Raw genomic sequence first — 15,744 nt, forward strand, 5'->3', positions numbered from 1 at the left:
ATACCGCAGAACTCGCCCTTGGCGAATCATGCCGCCTGGGAATGGTCCAGACCGAAACTTTCAGTCAGGCCGCGATAGCCCAGTTCTCTTTCGATGGACTGCAGAAAATCAAGCGAATCACGCAGGCTGTCCTCCTCGGAGGCATCAAAGTTCATTGCGATCAGCTCTTCGAGCCGCATGAGTTCGATGTCGGAAAACGTCTCCAATTGTTGTTGATTATGCATGTGGTAATCCCTCACTAAGGTTGCAGTTTTATTGTGGAGATAGCAGGTTTCATTTTGATTGCGCCCGTGATGAGACGACTTGACGCTGATCATTAAATGAACTCCTGCCGGAAGCCTTCATTTATTAATCGCTAACTGCGAACTACTAGCTCCGATACTGCTCGTTATTCCGTTACTGCAGGGTAATAACATAGGAAAAAATTGAAGGAAACGCCAACGCTGATTTTATAGAGGGTTAGTTGGCGTCTGTGTCGTCGAGGGATGGGTGTGGTTGAGAAAAGTGCGTCCGTGGATAACCGCCAGCACGGACGCAGCAATCGCTCAATATCAGAACGCAGAAGCCACCGCAGCGACGCCGGTGGCGATGGCGCCAGCGCCAAGGGTTTTGCGGGTGGCGTTGGTCTTTTCATAACGTTTAGCCAGCGCCGCAACGCCCCAGCCAACCAGCTGAATCATCGCTGTCGCCAGAATAAATCCGCTGACGTAGCTGAAAGAATCAGCGCCGGCAGGCTGTTCAGCAACGTGGGCGTAGCCATGGAAAATCGCAAACAAAGCGACCAGCGGAGCCGCCGCCAGCGACAGCAAACGGCTGTTTCCAGCCACCAGCAGCGCCGCGCCCAGTACGAACAAAGAAGCGGTGATCATGGCTTCAGGAATGGGCAGGCTCACGCTTGACGCCGCCAGTAGGCCACCAGCCAGCATGGCGCCCAGAAACGCCAGCAGCAGGCGTGCTTTCTGGCCGGTTTTCCAAGCCAGGAAGCCCACGCCCAGCATGGCGACCAGGTGATCCAGGCCGAAAATAGGGTGAGTCAATCCTGAGAAAAATCCGCCGACGACGCCGTGTCCCGGGTGGGCGAATGCCGCCATGGAGGCGCCCAGGCCGGTGGTGAGTAGTAGAAATTGAGCTTTGGTGAATCGCATTTATCTGCTCCCTTGTTGGAAATGAGTGCTGTGTCGCCGTCCGTTTGGAACGTTAAGCCGCTTGCAGCATACCTTGGTCAATAATAAAACTGATGATGTCCTGCAGACCTTCGCCGGACTTCATATTACTGAAAATAAAGGGTTTGTCACCGCGCATTTTCCTGGCGTCGCGATCCATGACCTCTAATGAGGCGCCTACGATTGGCGCCAGATCGGTCTTGTTGATAATCAACAGGTCGGACTTGGTGATGCCTGGGCCGCCTTTGCGGGGAATTTTATCGCCGGCGGAAACATCGATGACATACAAAGTGAGGTCGGATAGCTCCGGGCTGAACGTGGCGCTCAGGTTATCGCCGCCGCTTTCCACCAACACCAGGTCGAGCCCGGGATGGCGCGCCGTCAGGGTGTCGATGGCGGCGAGGTTCATGGAGGCGTCCTCCCGAATGGCGGTATGAGGACAGCCGCCGGTTTCCACTCCAATGATGCGGTCTTCGGTGAGCGCCTGAATGCGGATCAGAAACTGGGCGTCTTCTTCCGTATAGATATCGTTGGTGACCACGGCGATATTAAAGCGTTCCCGCAGCTCCTGGCACAGACGGGCCACCAGCGCGGTTTTGCCGGAACCCACTGGGCCGCCGATGCCGACGCGCAAAGTTTGTGTGCTCATATAAGCGTTACCTCCAGATGATGTTTATTGTCCTGCGCGCCTGTTCAGGACCGGAACAGGCGCGAGTATTGTGTTTCGTGTTGGGCGCAGGCCATGGCCCAGCCGGGCAGGGACGCGCCGAAATTTTCTTCTTTTATCTGCGTTGCGGCTGTAACTGTTTCCGTCAGAATGGGCATCAGTCGCTGCAATATGCGCTGCGCCGCCGTCTGCGCCAGCGGCAGTGTCTTTCCCGCCACGGCGATCTGGTTTTCCAGCCAGCTCCACAGAAATCCCAGGGCGGCGTTCTCCGCATCAATGTCCCAATGCGCGCAGGCCAGCGTCCACAAGGTCAACAGGGACGCCGGTCGCTCCAGCCAGGGCTCCGCGCCGGGGACGCCCAAATCTCGCAGAAGCTTTGCCAGGGCTTTGCCCACATGGCGGTCTTCGTCCAGCAACTCCTGGGTTTCGCGAGCGGCGAGCAGCCAGGCGTTCCAATAGGTGATTTGTTCGTGGTCATTGGCGCGCCAGGCCTGCAGTAACTTGAACAACACCGGCAGATCGGTTTTTCCGAGTCCCTGGCTGATCACGCCCTGCAGCCAGTCGTGGATTTTTTCCGGCGTGTCGACGCCGCCGTGATCAATGGCCCACTCCAAGCCCTGCGAGTAGGCGAAGGCGCCCACAGGTAAGGCCGGACTGGTCAGGTTCATGAGTTTCAGCAACGCTAAAGGCGGCATGGGCGGCAAGTCCTTTAATGCTCGTGAGGGTGCGAATGAAGGTGAACATGATCATGTGGATGTTCATGATCCGGCCCGTGAAAATGGTAGCGCGCACTGAGCTCTCTGGCGTCGTGGCGACTCTGATCGTGAGCGTGGTCGTGGCCATGATGATGTCCGCCATGTCCGCCATGTCCGCCATGTCCACCATAGGCTCCGTTTTCAGGGTTGAATGGCGCGGATTCTCGCACGACTTCCAGTCCATACAGGCGGCACAGATCCTCCAGAACATGGTCCGGTTGGAAGCGTACCCAGAGTTGGCCAATCTGTAGCGGCGTATGTCGGTTGCCCAGGTGATAGCAAATTTGCGCAAATTGACGCGCTTCGCTGGCCTGCGCGGTGGCGACGGTTTCCGGCGCGGCGCTGATGGTGTAGACATTTCCGTTTTCCGCCAGCAGCAGGTCGCCGTCCAGCAGGGTTTTGCCGCGTTCCAGAAACAGTCCGACGTCTTCTCCAGACTGGGTTTGGGCGCGCAGGCGGCCGCGTTTGCGTTCATCGTAAGTCAGGCTGATGACGCCAGCGATGGCGGGCGTCTGTTCGGTCTCGATATAGCGTTCGGTGATGCGAATCATGCTGCGCCTCCGCTTTTAGAAGAGAAAATAACGCTGCGCCAGGGGCAGCACTTTCGCGGGCTCACAGACCAGCAGCTCGCCGTTGGCGCGCACTTCATAGGTTTGCGAATCCACTTCCATCTGCGGCGTCAGGTCGTTCAGCACCATGCTCTTTTTGGTGACGGTGCGGGTGTTGCGACAGGCGCTGAGCGTGGACTGCAAACCGAACAGCTCTTTCACTCCGTTATCCAGAGCGGCCTGGCAGACAAAGGTGAGGCGGGTCTGCTGCATGGCCTGACCGAAGGCGCCGAACATGGGGCGATAGTGCACCGGCTGTGGCGTCGGGATGGATGCGTTGGCGTCGCCCATGGGAGCGGCGGCGATCATACCGCCTTTGATGATTAGGGAGGGTTTGGCCCCAAAGAAAGCCGGTCGCCATAAAATAATATCCGCAAGCTTGCCGGGCTCCAGCGATCCCACTTCGTGGGCGATGCCGTGGGCGATAGCGGGATTGATGGTGTATTTGGCGATGTAGCGTTTGGCGCGAAAGTTGTCGGTGCGCTCAGAGTCCTGCGCCAATGGGCCGCGCTGCACCTTCATCTTATGCGCGGTCTGCCAGGTGCGGCAGACCACTTCGCCAACCCGGCCCATGGCCTGAGAGTCGGAGGAGATCATGCTGAATGCGCCAAGATCGTGCAGGATGTCTTCCGCGGCGATGGTTTCCTTACGGATGCGTGAGTCGGCGAAGGCGACGTCTTCTGGGATATCTGGGTCCAGATGGTGGCACACCATCAGCATGTCCAGATGCTCGTCCACTGTATTGATGGTGTAGGGCCGGGTGGGATTGGTGGAGGAGGGCAGCACGTTCAGTTCGCCGCAGGCCTTGATAATGTCAGGCGCATGACCGCCGCCGGCGCCTTCGGTGTGATAGGTATGGATGGTGCGCCCTTTGAACGCCGCCAGCGTATCCTCCACAAAACCAGACTCATTCAGCGTGTCGGTGTGAATGGCTACCTGCACATCGTACTTTTCGGCGATATTCAGGCAGTTGTCGATGGAGGCTGGTGTGGCGCCCCAGTCCTCATGCAGCTTCAATCCCATGGCGCCGGCGAGCATCTGCTCTTCCAGCGCCGCCGGCAGGCTGGCGTTGCCTTTGCCGAGAAAACCCAGGTTCATGGGAAAGGCGTCGGCCGCCTGCAGCATCTTGCCCATATGCCAGGGACCGGGGGTGCAGGTGGTGGCGTTGGTGCCGGTGGCGGGACCGGTGCCGCCGCCCAGCATGGTGGTGACGCCGGACATCAACGCTTCTTCGATTTGCTGCGGACAGATGAAATGTATGTGGGCGTCGATGCCGCCGGCGGTGGCGATCATGCCTTCGCCAGCGATAACTTCCGTGCCGGGGCCGATAATAATGTCGATGTTGTCCTGAATATCCGGGTTGCCCGCTTTGCCGATGGCGGCGATACGACCCTGCTTGAGCCCGATGTCCGCCTTGACGATGCCCCAGTGGTCAAGAATCAGCGCATTGGTGATAACGGTGTCCACCGCTTCTGTATTAGGACGTTGCGACTGTCCCATACCGTCACGGATAACCTTGCCGCCGCCGAATTTCACTTCGTGGCCGTAGGCGGCGTAATCTTTTTCCACTTCAATCCATAATTCGGTGTCGCCCAGGCGCACCCGATCGCCTACGGTTGGCCCGAACATGTCGGCGTAGGCGGCTCTAGAAATCTTTGCCATGGTGATAAGTCCTGCTATGTAACCTGTTTGCGTGCTGCCTTATTTTTGTCGCGCCGGGCGTCGTCATAAGTCGCCCATGACATCGCCGCGGAAACCGTAAACCTTGCGCTCGCCACCCAGGGCGACCAACTCCACCGTGCGAGTTTGTCCGGGCTCAAAGCGTACGGCGGTTCCGGCGGCGATATTCAGGCGGAAGCCGCGCGCCTGCTCTCGCGAAAAGGACAGCGCGGGGTTGGTTTCAAAGAAGTGATAATGGGAGCCCACTTGCACCGGCCGGTCGCCGGTATTGGTGACTTCCACGGTAATAGTCAGCAGGCCGGCGTTGATTTCGATATTGCCGGGGAGGGCGTCTATTTCTCCTGGAATCATGACTGGATCTCCATCTGCGATTAAGGGATAGGGTTGTGGACCGTGACCAGTTTGGTGCCGTCCGGGAAAGTGGCTTCCACCTGCACCTCTGTAATCATTTCCGGTATGCCGTCCATGACGTCATCCCGCGTCAGCAGCGTGCGACCGTATGCCATCAGCTCCGCTACGCTGCGGCCATCCCGGGCGCCTTCCACGATTTCCATGCTCAGGTAGGCCATCGCCTCCGGGTAATTCAGTTTCAATCCCCGCGCTTTACGACGCTCCGCCACCAGTGCGGCGGTGTACAGCAGCAGTTTGTCTTTCTCTCTAGGGGTGAGTTCCATCGTGAACTTCCTCTTTTATCTTGCGGTTACTTTTATTGTTCGATTGCTGAGTTTTGAGCCGTCATCAGCTATCGCCTCAAAGCGGGTCGGCGTCAGGTCGCCCAGATTCGCGGTGGATGGCTTTCCACGCCGATTAAGGCTGGACGCAACAGGGACCACGCCGCCATAAACAACCGCTTGATGGGCTCCGACTGCTGGCACAGCGCGCGCAGAATGATCAGGTCGTCCTTGCGCGTCAGGGTCCAGCGCAGGTCTTTGTTTACGATAAGGGCGGCGATGACTGTATTTGTCTGTAACGCTTCGCGGCACTGTTGCAGCAGCTTTTGCGGCGAATCCTGCACGTATCCGGCGAGCAGCGATCCGTAAACCTGTTTTCCCTGCAGTCCCCAGGGCTCTTTAAACCCAGGGCCCTCGCCGCGCAACGCGACCCGCTCGAAGAAACAGGGCGCGCCCTCACGCAGAATCTGGGTGGTCTGGGTGAAGGCTCCATGAGCGAAGGGGGCGTCCGCCGCCGGGCGTCCCAAGGCGGTGATTTCCCAGGCAATGAAGCGGCTGGCGGCGCTGGTCTGCAACCGTAAGGTCTGCGCGCCTTCGGCGCCGTCGTAAATGATGTTTTCCTGGGGCAGCCATTCCAGGCTGTCCGCGTCGGCGCAGTGCAGCCGAACGGTCTGACATTGCCGGTGTCCGGCCGCGTCCGTGCGATAGGTTTTGCCAGCGGAAGGGGTAGTGAACAACGCGCTCGCGCCATGCTCCACTCTGGCGTTAATTTCGATTTCATCCCCGCAAACCAGACCGCCGGGAGGATGCAATATATAGATGTGGGGTCGTTGCGCGCCTTCTGGATAAAACGGTCGTTGCACCCGCAGAGGGCCCTGGTGGACGGCTTGCTTCAATATGGTGCGATTTGACTCTTTAGTCAGGTTTAATGTGAGCGACGCCCGCCAGTTTCTGGCGCCGGTGGCGGCGGAAGAGTCAGGACTCAATTCCTGCTCCGTCTGCTTGTTTTTATCAGTGAATTGCTCTGCAAGCATTACGCTGCGTACCTTTACGCTGAGGTCGCGACTTCTGTCCGCGACTTTCTTCTTACCTGCTGCGCCCTGAAACAATGCGTGGACGCGCTCGTTTCTGTCTCGTTGTGGCAAGTCATTAAGCGAATGCTGTGCCAACCCCTCGCCACTTTGGCGCTGACAGGGCGGAGGCGGTGGTTTAAAAGCGTTCAGCGGCTTTGTTTCTGCACCGCTTTGGTTCATGGGCTTGGCGCGCCTTAAGTGGGTCGTCAGACATTTTTGGGGCGCGCCCCGATATTGTGCCCCCATGCTTGAGACATGGGTCACACTGGTGCGAATGGGGGCTCCGTAAAACTACGTATCATTGGGTTTTCAAATGTAACGTTATGAAAAAAAAGAGATAAAAAAGTGGTGGAACACTGCGTGCGTTGCTTTGCGACGGGAGAAACTCACAACATTAACCCGTATCGGAGTTCGTACAATGAAAAAAATGTCTAGGCGTGTTGGGATTGGTTTGAGCGCGTTGGCCCTTTCAATCAGCGCCTCCCTGGCGCAGGCGGCGGATACCATTAAGGTGGGCGTTCTGCACAGCCTGAGCGGAACCATGGCTATCAGCGAGACAACTCTGAAGGATACAGTTCTCATGCTCGTGGATGAGCAAAACAAGAAGGGCGGCCTGCTTGGCAAGAAGCTGGAAGCCGTCGTGGTTGATCCCGCTTCCAACTGGCCGCTGTTCGCAGAGAAAGCGCGCGAGCTGTTGGAAAAAGACAAAGTGGACGTGGTGTTCGGCTGCTGGACCTCCGTCTCGCGCAAATCCGTATTGCCGGTGTTTGAAGAGCTGAACGGCCTGTTGTTCTATCCGGTGCAATACGAAGGGGAAGAATCCTCCAAGAACGTTTTCTATACCGGCGCCGCGCCTAACCAGCAAGCTGTGCCTGCGGTCGACTATCTGATGAATGAGCTGGGCGTGAAGCGCTGGGTGCTGGCGGGCACTGACTATGTGTATCCGCGCACCACCAACAAAATCCTGGAAGCCTACCTGAAATCGAAAGGCGTCAAACAGGAAGACATCCTGATCAACTACACGCCTTTCGGGCATTCCGACTGGCAGAGCATCGTGTCCGACATCAAAAAGTTCGGCTCCGCCGGCAAGAAGACCGCAGTGGTCTCCACCATCAACGGTGACGCCAACGTGCCTTTCTATAAAGAACTGGGCAACCAGGGCATTTCTGCGGAAGACATCCCGGTTGTGGCGTTTTCGGTCGGTGAAGAAGAGTTGTCCGGCCTGGACACCAAGCCTCTGGTCGGCCACTTGGCGGCCTGGAACTACTTCATGAGCGTGGACGCTGAAGTCAACGATGATTTCATCGATTCCTGGAAGACCTTTATCAAGGATAAAAAGCGCGTCACCAACGACCCCATGGAAGCGCACTTCATCGGCTTCAACATGTGGGCGGAAGCGGTCAAAAAAGCCGGGACCACTGACCCTGACGTGGTAGGGCAGGCGATTGTCGGCGTCACGGTGCCTAACCTGTCCGGCGGCTACGCCACTATGATGCCGAACCACCATATCACCAAGCCGGTGCTGATCGGTGAAATTCAGGAAGACGGTCAGTTTGAAACCGTGTGGCGCACATCCGGCGCTGTCATGGGCGACGCCTGGTCCGACTATCTGCCAGGCAGCAAAGACCTGACGGCGGACTGGACCCTGCCTTTGAGCTGCGGCAACTACAACGTCAAAACCGGTAAGTGCTCTGGGCAAAACTATTAATCGATCACGTCCATCCCATCGCGGAAGTGGCTGTGGCGCCGGCTATGACCAGCGTCGCAGCGCAGACTTCCGCAGGACGTAAACCGCTACGGAAAGAGTAACCCATGCGACGACTTTCCCTCCTGTTTTCCCCAAGCCCGCGGCTGAGTTTTGTAAGACTGGGCTGCGCGCTGTTAATGATATGTACGTGCATGCTGGGTTCCGGCGCACAGGCGGAACCTGCTGACGCCCGCCTGGAACCCATTCTTACCCAATTAAAGACGGCGAGCTTTGCTGAAAAAGAACAGCTCGTCAGCGAATTAAGCGAGATCGATGATCCCTTGGTCGCTCCCATTCTCAGCGCGCTGCTGGAAGGCGATCTGCAATACGCCAAAAAAGGCGAGGGCGAGGTGGTTATCTTGCGCTACGCCAATGATCTTTATACTGCGCAAAACGCGCTGACCGGCGAGGTGACGGAGGACGTTGAGAAGCGCGCGTTCAAGAAGATCAGTGTGAATAACTCCTTGCGGCAGTTGCTGCGGGAAAATCTGGCGGCGCTGCAGTTGCGTGCGCCGGATGTGAATGTGCGTCTGACGGCGGCGCGCAATATGATGAAATCCGATGACGCGAGCAATATTCCTCTACTGCAGCGCGCGCTGGAAAAAGAGCAAGACCCCTCCGTTCAAGAGCTGTTATCTGTCGATCTGGCCATGCTGCAGGCGCGCCATGGCGAGACAACACAGGATAGAGTGGCGGCGATAGAACAATTGCAGGGTGAGCTGTTTGTGGAGGTGCGCTCTCTGTTGCGCAGCTTTTTGAACACGGATGGCCAGGGCGAATTCCTGGAGCCGGACCCGGCAGTGAGGCAGGCGGCGCAGGACGCGTTGGCGTCGATAGAAAGTCTGGTCGCCTTCAATAAAGGCGTCGAAAACGTTTATTTTGGCATCAGCCTGGGCGCTGTGCTGTTGCTGGCGGCGGTAGGGCTCGCCATCACCTTTGGCGTGATGGGCGTGATCAATATGGCGCATGGTGAAATGATCATGCTGGGGGCTTATACGACCTTTGTGATTCAGCAATGGATGCCGAACCATATTGAGTACTCTTTATTGGTCGCTATCCCTGCCGCGTTTCTGGTGTCGGGGCTGGCGGGCGTCCTGATCGAGCGCGGCGTGATCCGTTTTCTATACGGCCGACCCCTGGAAACTCTGCTGGCCACTTTCGGCATCAGCTTGTGCCTGCAGCAACTGGTGAGAACTATCTTCGGGTCGTTGAATCAGTCCGTCACCACGCCAGGCTGGATGTCGGGCTCTATTGAAATCAATGGCGCGCTGTCGCTGACCTACAACCGTCTGTACATCATCATTTTCAGCATTCTGGTGCTATTGGCGTTGGCGGCGTTGCTGCGTAAAACCCAGTTCGGTCTGCAAATGCGGGCGGTGACGCAAAACCGGCCCATGGCCAGCTCCATGGGGATTCGCACCGGCTGGCTGGATGCGCTGACCTTTGGTCTGGGCTCCGGCATCGCCGGTATCGCCGGCGTGGCGTTGAGTCAGTTGACCAATGTCGGCCCTAACCTGGGGCAGGCGTACATTATTGATTCTTTCATGGTGGTGGTGTTCGGCGGCGTGGGCAATCTTATGGGCACATTTGTCGGCGCCATGTCGTTGGGCGTAGCCAATAAACTGTTGGAGCCCTTCGCCGGCGCGGTGCTGGCGAAAATCCTGGTGCTGGTTTTCATCATACTGTTTATCCAGAAATACCCGCGGGGCATGTTCGCTCTCAAGGGCCGCGCGGTGGAGGGCTGATATGATGCAGTTAGGACCTCTCACTCGGTTTCTAATGAATGATAAAGGCGGGCGCTATCTGTTGTTGGCGCTGGCTGCGCTGGCGGTGTTCGTACCGCTGTTGAATCTGACCATGGCGCCGGGCTCGGCGCTGCACGTGTCCACTTACACGGTGACATTGCTTGGAAAGTACCTCTGCTATGCCCTCTTGGCGCTGGCGGTTGACCTGATTTGGGGATACTGCGGAATTCTCAGTCTGGGACACGGCGCTTTTTTCGCCCTGGGCGGTTATGCGATGGGGATGTATCTGATGCGTCAGATCGGCGAGCGTGGCGTGTACGGCGACCCGCTATTGCCGGACTTCATGGTGTTTTTGAACTGGAAAGAGTTGCCCTGGTATTGGCAGGGTTTCGATAACTTTGGGTTCGCCATGCTGATGGTGGCGTTGGCGCCGGGACTGCTGGCGTTTGTGTTCGGCTGGCTGGCGTTTCGTTCGCGGGTCACCGGCGTTTATCTCTCCATTATTACCCAGGCGCTGACTTACGCCCTGATGCTGGCGTTTTTCCGCAACGATATGGGCTTCGGCGGCAATAACGGGTTGACGGATTTCAAGGATCTGCTGGGCTTCAACCTGCAATCGGACGCCACTCGCTGCGGCCTGTTCATTGCCTCCGCCGTGTCGCTCATGCTGGGCTATGTTCTCTGCCGCCGCATCGTTAACTCCAAACTCGGACGTGTGTTGGTGGCGGTGCGCGACGCGGAAGCGCGCACGCGGTTCTTGGGGTATCGGGTGGATAAATACAAACTCTTTGTATTCGTCGTCTCCTCGGTGCTCGCGGGAATTGCCGGCGCTCTTTATGTCCCTCAGGTGGGCATTATTAATCCTGGCGAGTTTTCCCCCATCAACTCCATCGAGATCATTATCTGGGTGGCTGTAGGCGGGCGCGGCACGCTGTACGGCGCAGTCATTGGAGCGATCGCGGTGAACTACGCGAAAAGTTATTTCACGGGGGCGTTTCCTGAGCTTTGGCTGTACTGCCTGGGCGCCTTATTCGTGGTCACGACGTTGTTTCTGCCCAAAGGTCTGGTGGGGTTGTTTGAGCGTGTCCGGCTGGGTGGCGAATCAGCGAGGCGAAAGCAACCGGAACGGGCGAGTGATTCCAGCGAGCTTTCTGGAACTGAGCCGTTGTTGTCGGATACGGACGGATCTTTGCGTCCTGTCGCGTCTGAACGCCACTCCGGCAAGCCGGTTGAAGTCAGTCCCAGTTCATAAGGAAAGCCCATGCAAGCAAAACATCTGGAACAACCCAGCATTCTTTATTTAAACGGCGTTTCCGTCAGCTTTGATGGTTTCAAGGCGCTGAACAGTCTGTCATTGATTCTGGCGCCGGGGGAGCTGCGCGCGATTATTGGTCCGAATGGCGCAGGTAAGACCACCATGATGGATGTGATTACCGGCAAGACGCGGCCAGACACCGGCCAGGTGCTATTCAACAATAACATCGACCTGACTCAGCATGACGAGGCTGAAATCGCCAATATGGGCGTCGGCCGCAAATTTCAGAAGCCGACGGTGATTGAATCGCTGACAGTGTTTGAAAACCTGGAACTGGCGCTGCAAGGCGGCCGAAAGGTGTATGAGGCCTTCTTCCATCGACTCAGTAAGGCGCAGAAAACCCGCATTGATGAAATCCTGACGCTGGTGGATCTCAGCGCCAGGGCGGACGAACTCGCCGGCGCCTTGTCTCACGGTCAGAAGCAATGGCTGGAGATTGGCATGTTGCTGATACAGGGACCGGAGTTGCTGCTGATTGATGAGCCGGCGGCGGGAATGACTGACGTGGAAACCGAAAAAACCGCCGAGTTGTTCAAAGCCGTCTCCAAGCAGCATTCCCTGGTGGTGGTGGAGCACGACATGGATTTTGTGCGCGCCCTGCAATGCAAAGTCACCGTGCTGCACGAAGGGCGCGTTCTGGCTGAGGGTTCGCTGGATCAGGTGCAGAAGAATCAGCAGGTGATTGAGGTTTATCTGGGGCGGTAACGATAAATCAACCCCCTGGACCTAACAGCGACAGAATAATCGAGTAATGTCATATGTTGAACGTACAGAACGTAGACTTGTTTTACGGCGCCAGTCAGGCCTTATATGGCGTCAGTATGGAAGCGGAGGCGGGCAAGGTGTCCTGCATTCTGGGTCGCAACGGGGTCGGTAAGACATCGCTGCTGCGGGCATTGTCCGGTCGCCATCCCGTCAAAAAAGGCGCGGTGCTCTGGCAGGGGCGCGATATTGCGCGACTCTCTCCCCATGATCGCGCCAAACTGGGCATCGCCTATGTGCCCCAGGGGCGCGAGATATTCTCCCAGCTCACGGTGCTGGAGAATCTGAAAACCGGCTTCGCCGCTATTCCTCGCAGTCAGCGCAGCATACCGGAGGAAATTTTTACACTGTTTCCTGTGTTGAAAAGTATGCTGAAACGCCGTGGCGGCGATCTTTCTGGCGGACAGCAACAGCAGCTCGCCATCGCCCGCGCTCTGGTCACCCGTCCCAAACTCCTGATGTTGGACGAGCCGACGGAAGGCATCCAGCCGTCCATTATCAAGGATATCCAGAGCGTCATCGGCAGGCTGCGCGACAGGGGCGACATGGCCATTGTGCTGATCGAACAGTACCTCGACTTCGCCTACGAACTCGCCGACAACTACGCCGTACTGGATCGCGGCTCCGTTGTCCTGTCCGGCCAGAAAGCGGACATGGATAAAGAGCAGGTCAGAGGGTATATGACGGTGTGAAGAACTGACTCAGGGATGAGTATGACGTCTACTGCCTGCGCGTCATATCCTGCTCAGGCGGCGCCCCTGCGTTTAGCCATTAAAGTTTCATATAAAGAAATCCCTGACATACTCTACTCTTATATAGATTCGTTTCGCTTTGACCCATAGGGAAATGGTAACGCGTTAGAACGGTGTTATTTCTCATTTCCAAGGTTAGAGGTGAAGACATGTTAAGAAGCATCTATGCAAAGTATTCGGATTTGATGTGGCGTCCCGTTACTGTCGAAATAGAAGGTGAGGCCCGTAATGCGATGGTTTTCGATCTCTCCCAGGTGGATGAAGACGACGCGGAGAGTTTTTTTGATGACTTATTCTGCGACGGCATGCCTGAGAATCTGGATTTAGACACTAAGATTCCATTTCTAGTGACCGGCTTTCTTGAAGGCGACTTTGAAGTGGGCGATCTGGATGTCATCGCGCAACCGGAAAGCATGCTGTTTCTCGATATTGAAAACGCGGGAGATGGAAAATGCCCGGTTTACTACATTGAAGTCGGCGGCACGGCGATAGTGGAAAGCTTTAAGAAGCTATGTGATGATGTGAACGACTTGATTATCGCCCATAGAGAAGATGAAGCAGAATAAATCGACAACGACGGGTCTTTATTCATGGCGCCAGCAGGGAGAAATATATTTCTGGCGCTATAAAACCAACCCCAGCGACTACGCCGGCTGGCATTTGAGCGCGGATGCATCCGGCGCCAATTCACTTTTGCAGTTATTGGGGCAATGCGCTCAGGCTAATGATTTTTTATATCGCACTCTAACTTTAAGTAGACCTGACGCCGCGGCGGCAGTGGCGAACTGCAGCGACCTGGTTATTACCTTCCCCAAACTCAAGCTGATCTATACGCCGGATAGGGCGGAACAATGGATCATTAGTGAAACTGAAGACAAACCTTGTCTGGATATATCGAAACAGGGCGCTCAGATACTAATGCAGGGATTGCAGGATATTATGGCCGGACGCGGAGACTACGCTTCAGGCGACAAGGAATATCGGCTTTGGTTTTGGTGGTGTTTGAAGTAATCCCTTCCTTGTTAATTTTCTTTAGGAAACCTGCAATGTCCCATTTGTGCCTGTGTGGGCGGTACCAGATCTACTATGTCGAATCAAAAAGCCATGAAACGCTAGTAAATTGCGCTAGGTAAATTGTTATTTACTCCAGTTTCAAGTATATAAGTCGGTGAAATGCTTTGATAGATACTTTGATAACAGCAGGTAAGCGATTTACATAATGAAAAAACTCATATTCCTTTGCGTATGGCTAATCTCCTCTACTTCACATGGATACTCTGGTAATCAGGAAGAGCTAATCAGAGCATGGGAAAGAATTCAAGAAAACGAGGAGTTATTTACTAATTTTAGTGCATTAGGTGATGGAAAATATCAGCTTGATAGCGACAGTTTTGGATTCCATGGCGTTGCTGAAATTACGGCAGTTTCCATTGAGTATGGCGCAGATGGATATAGATACGGAAATCTCCAGGTACAACTGGAAGGCAAGCTGAATCGGGAGCCAGAGATTAAGTCCTTTATGACTAATAGAAAACTTGTCTTTAACCCCGTAGTCGATGTGTGGATGACGCATGAGGAGTGGCTTAGGTACGAGGCGGACAAGCGTGACAGGGAATGGGGTTACTCGTTTATCCAGGCTGTTATGCAACCTGTACTTGTGCTGGGGCTGGGTATATTTCTCTTTTACTTCCTATTTCGGAGGGGACCCCTACATAGATCACTTCAGGTTATGGATAAACAGCTAGCAGTGATGGAAAGCATGGACAAGACTCTTAGCGAGTTAAGAAATAAATGAAAAAAGACGTTACAGGAGTCAGTGGCCCCATCGCTTTCTCCCGCGTCCTCGCAACGTCAAATACATTATCCTTCATAGTGTGGCCATCCACGTTGTTACTTTATGGGAGTATGTGCTGAAGCGTATATGAGGCTACACTTCTTAAGCATAGTCTTACTGGAGGTACTGCAGAGGTAGGGCTGGCGGCGTATATAGGTCGATTGGCTTTTTCAGGTGGCGTGTTTATTTGGTGGTATTCCTTTGAGATCCTAGTTAGCTATCGATTCTTAAATTCACTATTGTCCATAAAACATACAGGCGTATAGAGTTAGGCAAACAAGATGAACATGGCGTAATTGTTATTTATTAGTAAATAATTGTACTTTATAAGTGAAAATGCTTGATGCTTAATAACTTTGCGTTATACTCCGCTTCCAACTCGTATTGTATTGGTCAGGCTGTAAATGGCCCGGAATCAATAATTTTCATAATTACTTGGGGATAAGAAATGAAAAAGATTAACGCCTACGAAAATACTCTTGCTGAAATTGAAGCGCTGAAAAAGAAACTGGAAGCGCTGGAAAATGACGATGAGCTGAAAAAGAGTCTGGAATTCAAAAAGCAGCTTGAAGAGCTGATGAAAAGCTACAACGTTTCTTCCGACGAGCTGCTGAACCTACTGGGCCCCGATAAAGCACCTGCAAAAGCTTCCGCTTCTGACAAGCGTCGTGGCGCGCGTCCTTTGAAAGTCTACAAAAACCCACAGACTGGCGAAGTAGTTGAAACCCGCGGTGGTAACCACAAAGTTCTGAACGCGTGGAAAGAACAATACGGTAAAGAAACTGTTGAGAGCTGGTTGGCTGCTTAATGGTTTGATAAGGCTGTAATCGGTTAGCGCTTATACATCCTTTTAAGAGTTTGCTGTAAGTCTAAGCTTCTGCCTGAGTCTATTCGGAAACGCCTCCTATATGGAGGCGTTTTTCGTTTGTTTCTCCCGACTGATAGCGGCTAAATAATAAACGCCTGGTTTAA

General features: G+C 55.0%; 18 protein-coding genes. 9 read left to right on the forward strand and 9 right to left on the reverse strand.

Annotated elements, in window-relative coordinates; all coding sequences use genetic code 11:
* Positions 1-26: 26 nt before the first annotated feature.
* The 9 genes from AC2IBB_RS12125 to AC2IBB_RS12165 all read right to left on the reverse strand — a co-directional run bounded on the left by AC2IBB_RS12125 (position 27) and on the right by AC2IBB_RS12165 (position 6,578).
* Positions 27-317, reverse strand: a complete 291-nt coding sequence (locus AC2IBB_RS12125) for a hypothetical protein (RefSeq protein WP_486333108.1) — start codon at positions 315-317, stop codon at positions 27-29.
* Between the two features lie 234 nt (positions 318-551).
* Positions 552-1,145, reverse strand: coding sequence for a HupE/UreJ family protein (locus tag AC2IBB_RS12130; RefSeq protein WP_486333109.1), 594 nt, complete (start codon positions 1,143-1,145; stop codon positions 552-554).
* A gap of 52 nt (positions 1,146-1,197) precedes the next feature.
* The gene (gene ureG, locus AC2IBB_RS12135; RefSeq protein ID WP_486333110.1) at positions 1,198-1,812 is read right to left on the reverse strand and encodes an urease accessory protein UreG; all 615 of its coding nucleotides are present in this window, start codon (positions 1,810-1,812) and stop codon (positions 1,198-1,200) included.
* A 44-nt stretch (positions 1,813-1,856) separates the two neighbouring features.
* The gene (locus tag AC2IBB_RS12140; RefSeq protein ID WP_486333111.1) at positions 1,857-2,525 is read right to left on the reverse strand and encodes an urease accessory protein UreF; all 669 of its coding nucleotides are present in this window, start codon (positions 2,523-2,525) and stop codon (positions 1,857-1,859) included.
* A 14-nt stretch (positions 2,526-2,539) separates the two neighbouring features.
* Entirely contained in the window at positions 2,540-3,136 is a 597-nt protein-coding gene (ureE, locus tag AC2IBB_RS12145) for an urease accessory protein UreE (protein WP_486333112.1), read from the reverse strand.
* A gap of 15 nt (positions 3,137-3,151) precedes the next feature.
* Positions 3,152-4,855, reverse strand: coding sequence for an urease subunit alpha (gene ureC / locus AC2IBB_RS12150; protein ID WP_486333113.1), 1,704 nt, complete (start codon positions 4,853-4,855; stop codon positions 3,152-3,154).
* A gap of 63 nt (positions 4,856-4,918) precedes the next feature.
* Positions 4,919-5,224, reverse strand: a complete 306-nt coding sequence (locus AC2IBB_RS12155; protein WP_486333114.1) for an urease subunit beta — start codon at positions 5,222-5,224, stop codon at positions 4,919-4,921.
* 20 nt (positions 5,225-5,244) lie between these two features.
* A complete protein-coding gene (gene ureA / locus AC2IBB_RS12160) occupies positions 5,245-5,547 on the reverse strand; it encodes an urease subunit gamma (RefSeq protein WP_486333115.1) in 303 nt (100 codons plus the stop codon).
* Positions 5,548-5,639: 92 nt separating this feature from the next.
* On the reverse strand, positions 5,640-6,578 hold the full coding sequence (locus tag AC2IBB_RS12165; protein ID WP_486333116.1) for an urease accessory protein UreD: 939 nt from the start codon (positions 6,576-6,578) through the stop codon (positions 5,640-5,642).
* 457 nt (positions 6,579-7,035) lie between these two features.
* Here AC2IBB_RS12165 and urtA point away from each other — a divergent pair, with 457 nt between their 5' ends.
* From urtA to AC2IBB_RS12210, 9 genes are all read left to right on the forward strand, one after another.
* Positions 7,036-8,325 carry an urea ABC transporter substrate-binding protein gene (urtA, locus tag AC2IBB_RS12170; protein WP_486333117.1) on the forward strand — a complete coding sequence of 430 codons (1,290 nt, stop codon included), beginning with the start codon at positions 7,036-7,038 and terminating at the stop codon, positions 8,323-8,325.
* Between the two features lie 104 nt (positions 8,326-8,429).
* Positions 8,430-10,109, forward strand: coding sequence for an urea ABC transporter permease subunit UrtB (urtB, locus tag AC2IBB_RS12175; RefSeq protein WP_486333118.1), 1,680 nt, complete (start codon positions 8,430-8,432; stop codon positions 10,107-10,109).
* A 4-nt stretch (positions 10,110-10,113) separates the two neighbouring features.
* On the forward strand, positions 10,114-11,361 hold the full coding sequence (urtC, locus tag AC2IBB_RS12180; protein ID WP_486333953.1) for an urea ABC transporter permease subunit UrtC: 1,248 nt from the start codon (positions 10,114-10,116) through the stop codon (positions 11,359-11,361).
* 9 nt (positions 11,362-11,370) lie between these two features.
* Positions 11,371-12,129 (forward strand): urea ABC transporter ATP-binding protein UrtD, encoded by a 759-nt coding sequence (urtD, locus tag AC2IBB_RS12185; protein WP_486333119.1) that lies wholly within the window; start codon positions 11,371-11,373, stop codon positions 12,127-12,129.
* Positions 12,130-12,182: 53 nt separating this feature from the next.
* Positions 12,183-12,878 (forward strand): urea ABC transporter ATP-binding subunit UrtE, encoded by a 696-nt coding sequence (gene urtE, locus AC2IBB_RS12190; RefSeq protein WP_011398282.1) that lies wholly within the window; start codon positions 12,183-12,185, stop codon positions 12,876-12,878.
* A gap of 209 nt (positions 12,879-13,087) precedes the next feature.
* Complete coding sequence (locus AC2IBB_RS12195; protein ID WP_486333120.1) at positions 13,088-13,504, forward strand: hypothetical protein; 417 nt, start codon at positions 13,088-13,090, stop codon at positions 13,502-13,504.
* A complete protein-coding gene (locus AC2IBB_RS12200) occupies positions 13,491-13,949 on the forward strand; it encodes a hypothetical protein (protein WP_486333121.1) in 459 nt (152 codons plus the stop codon). Before AC2IBB_RS12195 ends, AC2IBB_RS12200 begins: the two co-directional genes overlap by 14 nt.
* Before the next feature lie 208 nt (positions 13,950-14,157).
* A complete protein-coding gene (locus tag AC2IBB_RS12205; protein WP_486333122.1) occupies positions 14,158-14,733 on the forward strand; it encodes a hypothetical protein in 576 nt (191 codons plus the stop codon).
* 487 nt (positions 14,734-15,220) lie between these two features.
* Entirely contained in the window at positions 15,221-15,580 is a 360-nt protein-coding gene (locus tag AC2IBB_RS12210; RefSeq protein WP_486333123.1) for a histone-like nucleoid-structuring protein, MvaT/MvaU family, read from the forward strand.
* Positions 15,581-15,744 lie beyond the last annotated feature (164 nt).

The organism is Hahella sp. NS-SX17 (assembly GCF_057367735.1).

Coding starts and splice junctions, on each gene's coding strand:
- AC2IBB_RS12125 (WP_486333108.1), bottom strand. CDS start 317: ATGATCAGCGTCAAGTCGTCTCATCACGGGCGCAATCAAAATGAAACC.
- AC2IBB_RS12130 (WP_486333109.1), bottom strand. CDS start 1,145: ATGCGATTCACCAAAGCTCAATTTCTACTACTCACCACCGGCCTGGGC.
- ureG (WP_486333110.1), bottom strand. CDS start 1,812: ATGAGCACACAAACTTTGCGCGTCGGCATCGGCGGCCCAGTGGGTTCC.
- AC2IBB_RS12140 (WP_486333111.1), bottom strand. CDS start 2,525: ATGCCGCCTTTAGCGTTGCTGAAACTCATGAACCTGACCAGTCCGGCC.
- ureE (WP_486333112.1), bottom strand. CDS start 3,136: ATGATTCGCATCACCGAACGCTATATCGAGACCGAACAGACGCCCGCC.
- ureC (WP_486333113.1), bottom strand. CDS start 4,855: ATGGCAAAGATTTCTAGAGCCGCCTACGCCGACATGTTCGGGCCAACC.
- AC2IBB_RS12155 (WP_486333114.1), bottom strand. CDS start 5,224: ATGATTCCAGGAGAAATAGACGCCCTCCCCGGCAATATCGAAATCAAC.
- ureA (WP_486333115.1), bottom strand. CDS start 5,547: ATGGAACTCACCCCTAGAGAGAAAGACAAACTGCTGCTGTACACCGCC.
- AC2IBB_RS12165 (WP_486333116.1), bottom strand. CDS start 6,578: ATGCTTGCAGAGCAATTCACTGATAAAAACAAGCAGACGGAGCAGGAA.
- urtA (WP_486333117.1), top strand. CDS start 7,036: ATGAAAAAAATGTCTAGGCGTGTTGGGATTGGTTTGAGCGCGTTGGCC.
- urtB (WP_486333118.1), top strand. CDS start 8,430: ATGCGACGACTTTCCCTCCTGTTTTCCCCAAGCCCGCGGCTGAGTTTT.
- urtC (WP_486333953.1), top strand. CDS start 10,114: ATGCAGTTAGGACCTCTCACTCGGTTTCTAATGAATGATAAAGGCGGG.
- urtD (WP_486333119.1), top strand. CDS start 11,371: ATGCAAGCAAAACATCTGGAACAACCCAGCATTCTTTATTTAAACGGC.
- urtE (WP_011398282.1), top strand. CDS start 12,183: ATGTTGAACGTACAGAACGTAGACTTGTTTTACGGCGCCAGTCAGGCC.
- AC2IBB_RS12195 (WP_486333120.1), top strand. CDS start 13,088: ATGTTAAGAAGCATCTATGCAAAGTATTCGGATTTGATGTGGCGTCCC.
- AC2IBB_RS12200 (WP_486333121.1), top strand. CDS start 13,491: ATGAAGCAGAATAAATCGACAACGACGGGTCTTTATTCATGGCGCCAG.
- AC2IBB_RS12205 (WP_486333122.1), top strand. CDS start 14,158: ATGAAAAAACTCATATTCCTTTGCGTATGGCTAATCTCCTCTACTTCA.
- AC2IBB_RS12210 (WP_486333123.1), top strand. CDS start 15,221: ATGAAAAAGATTAACGCCTACGAAAATACTCTTGCTGAAATTGAAGCG.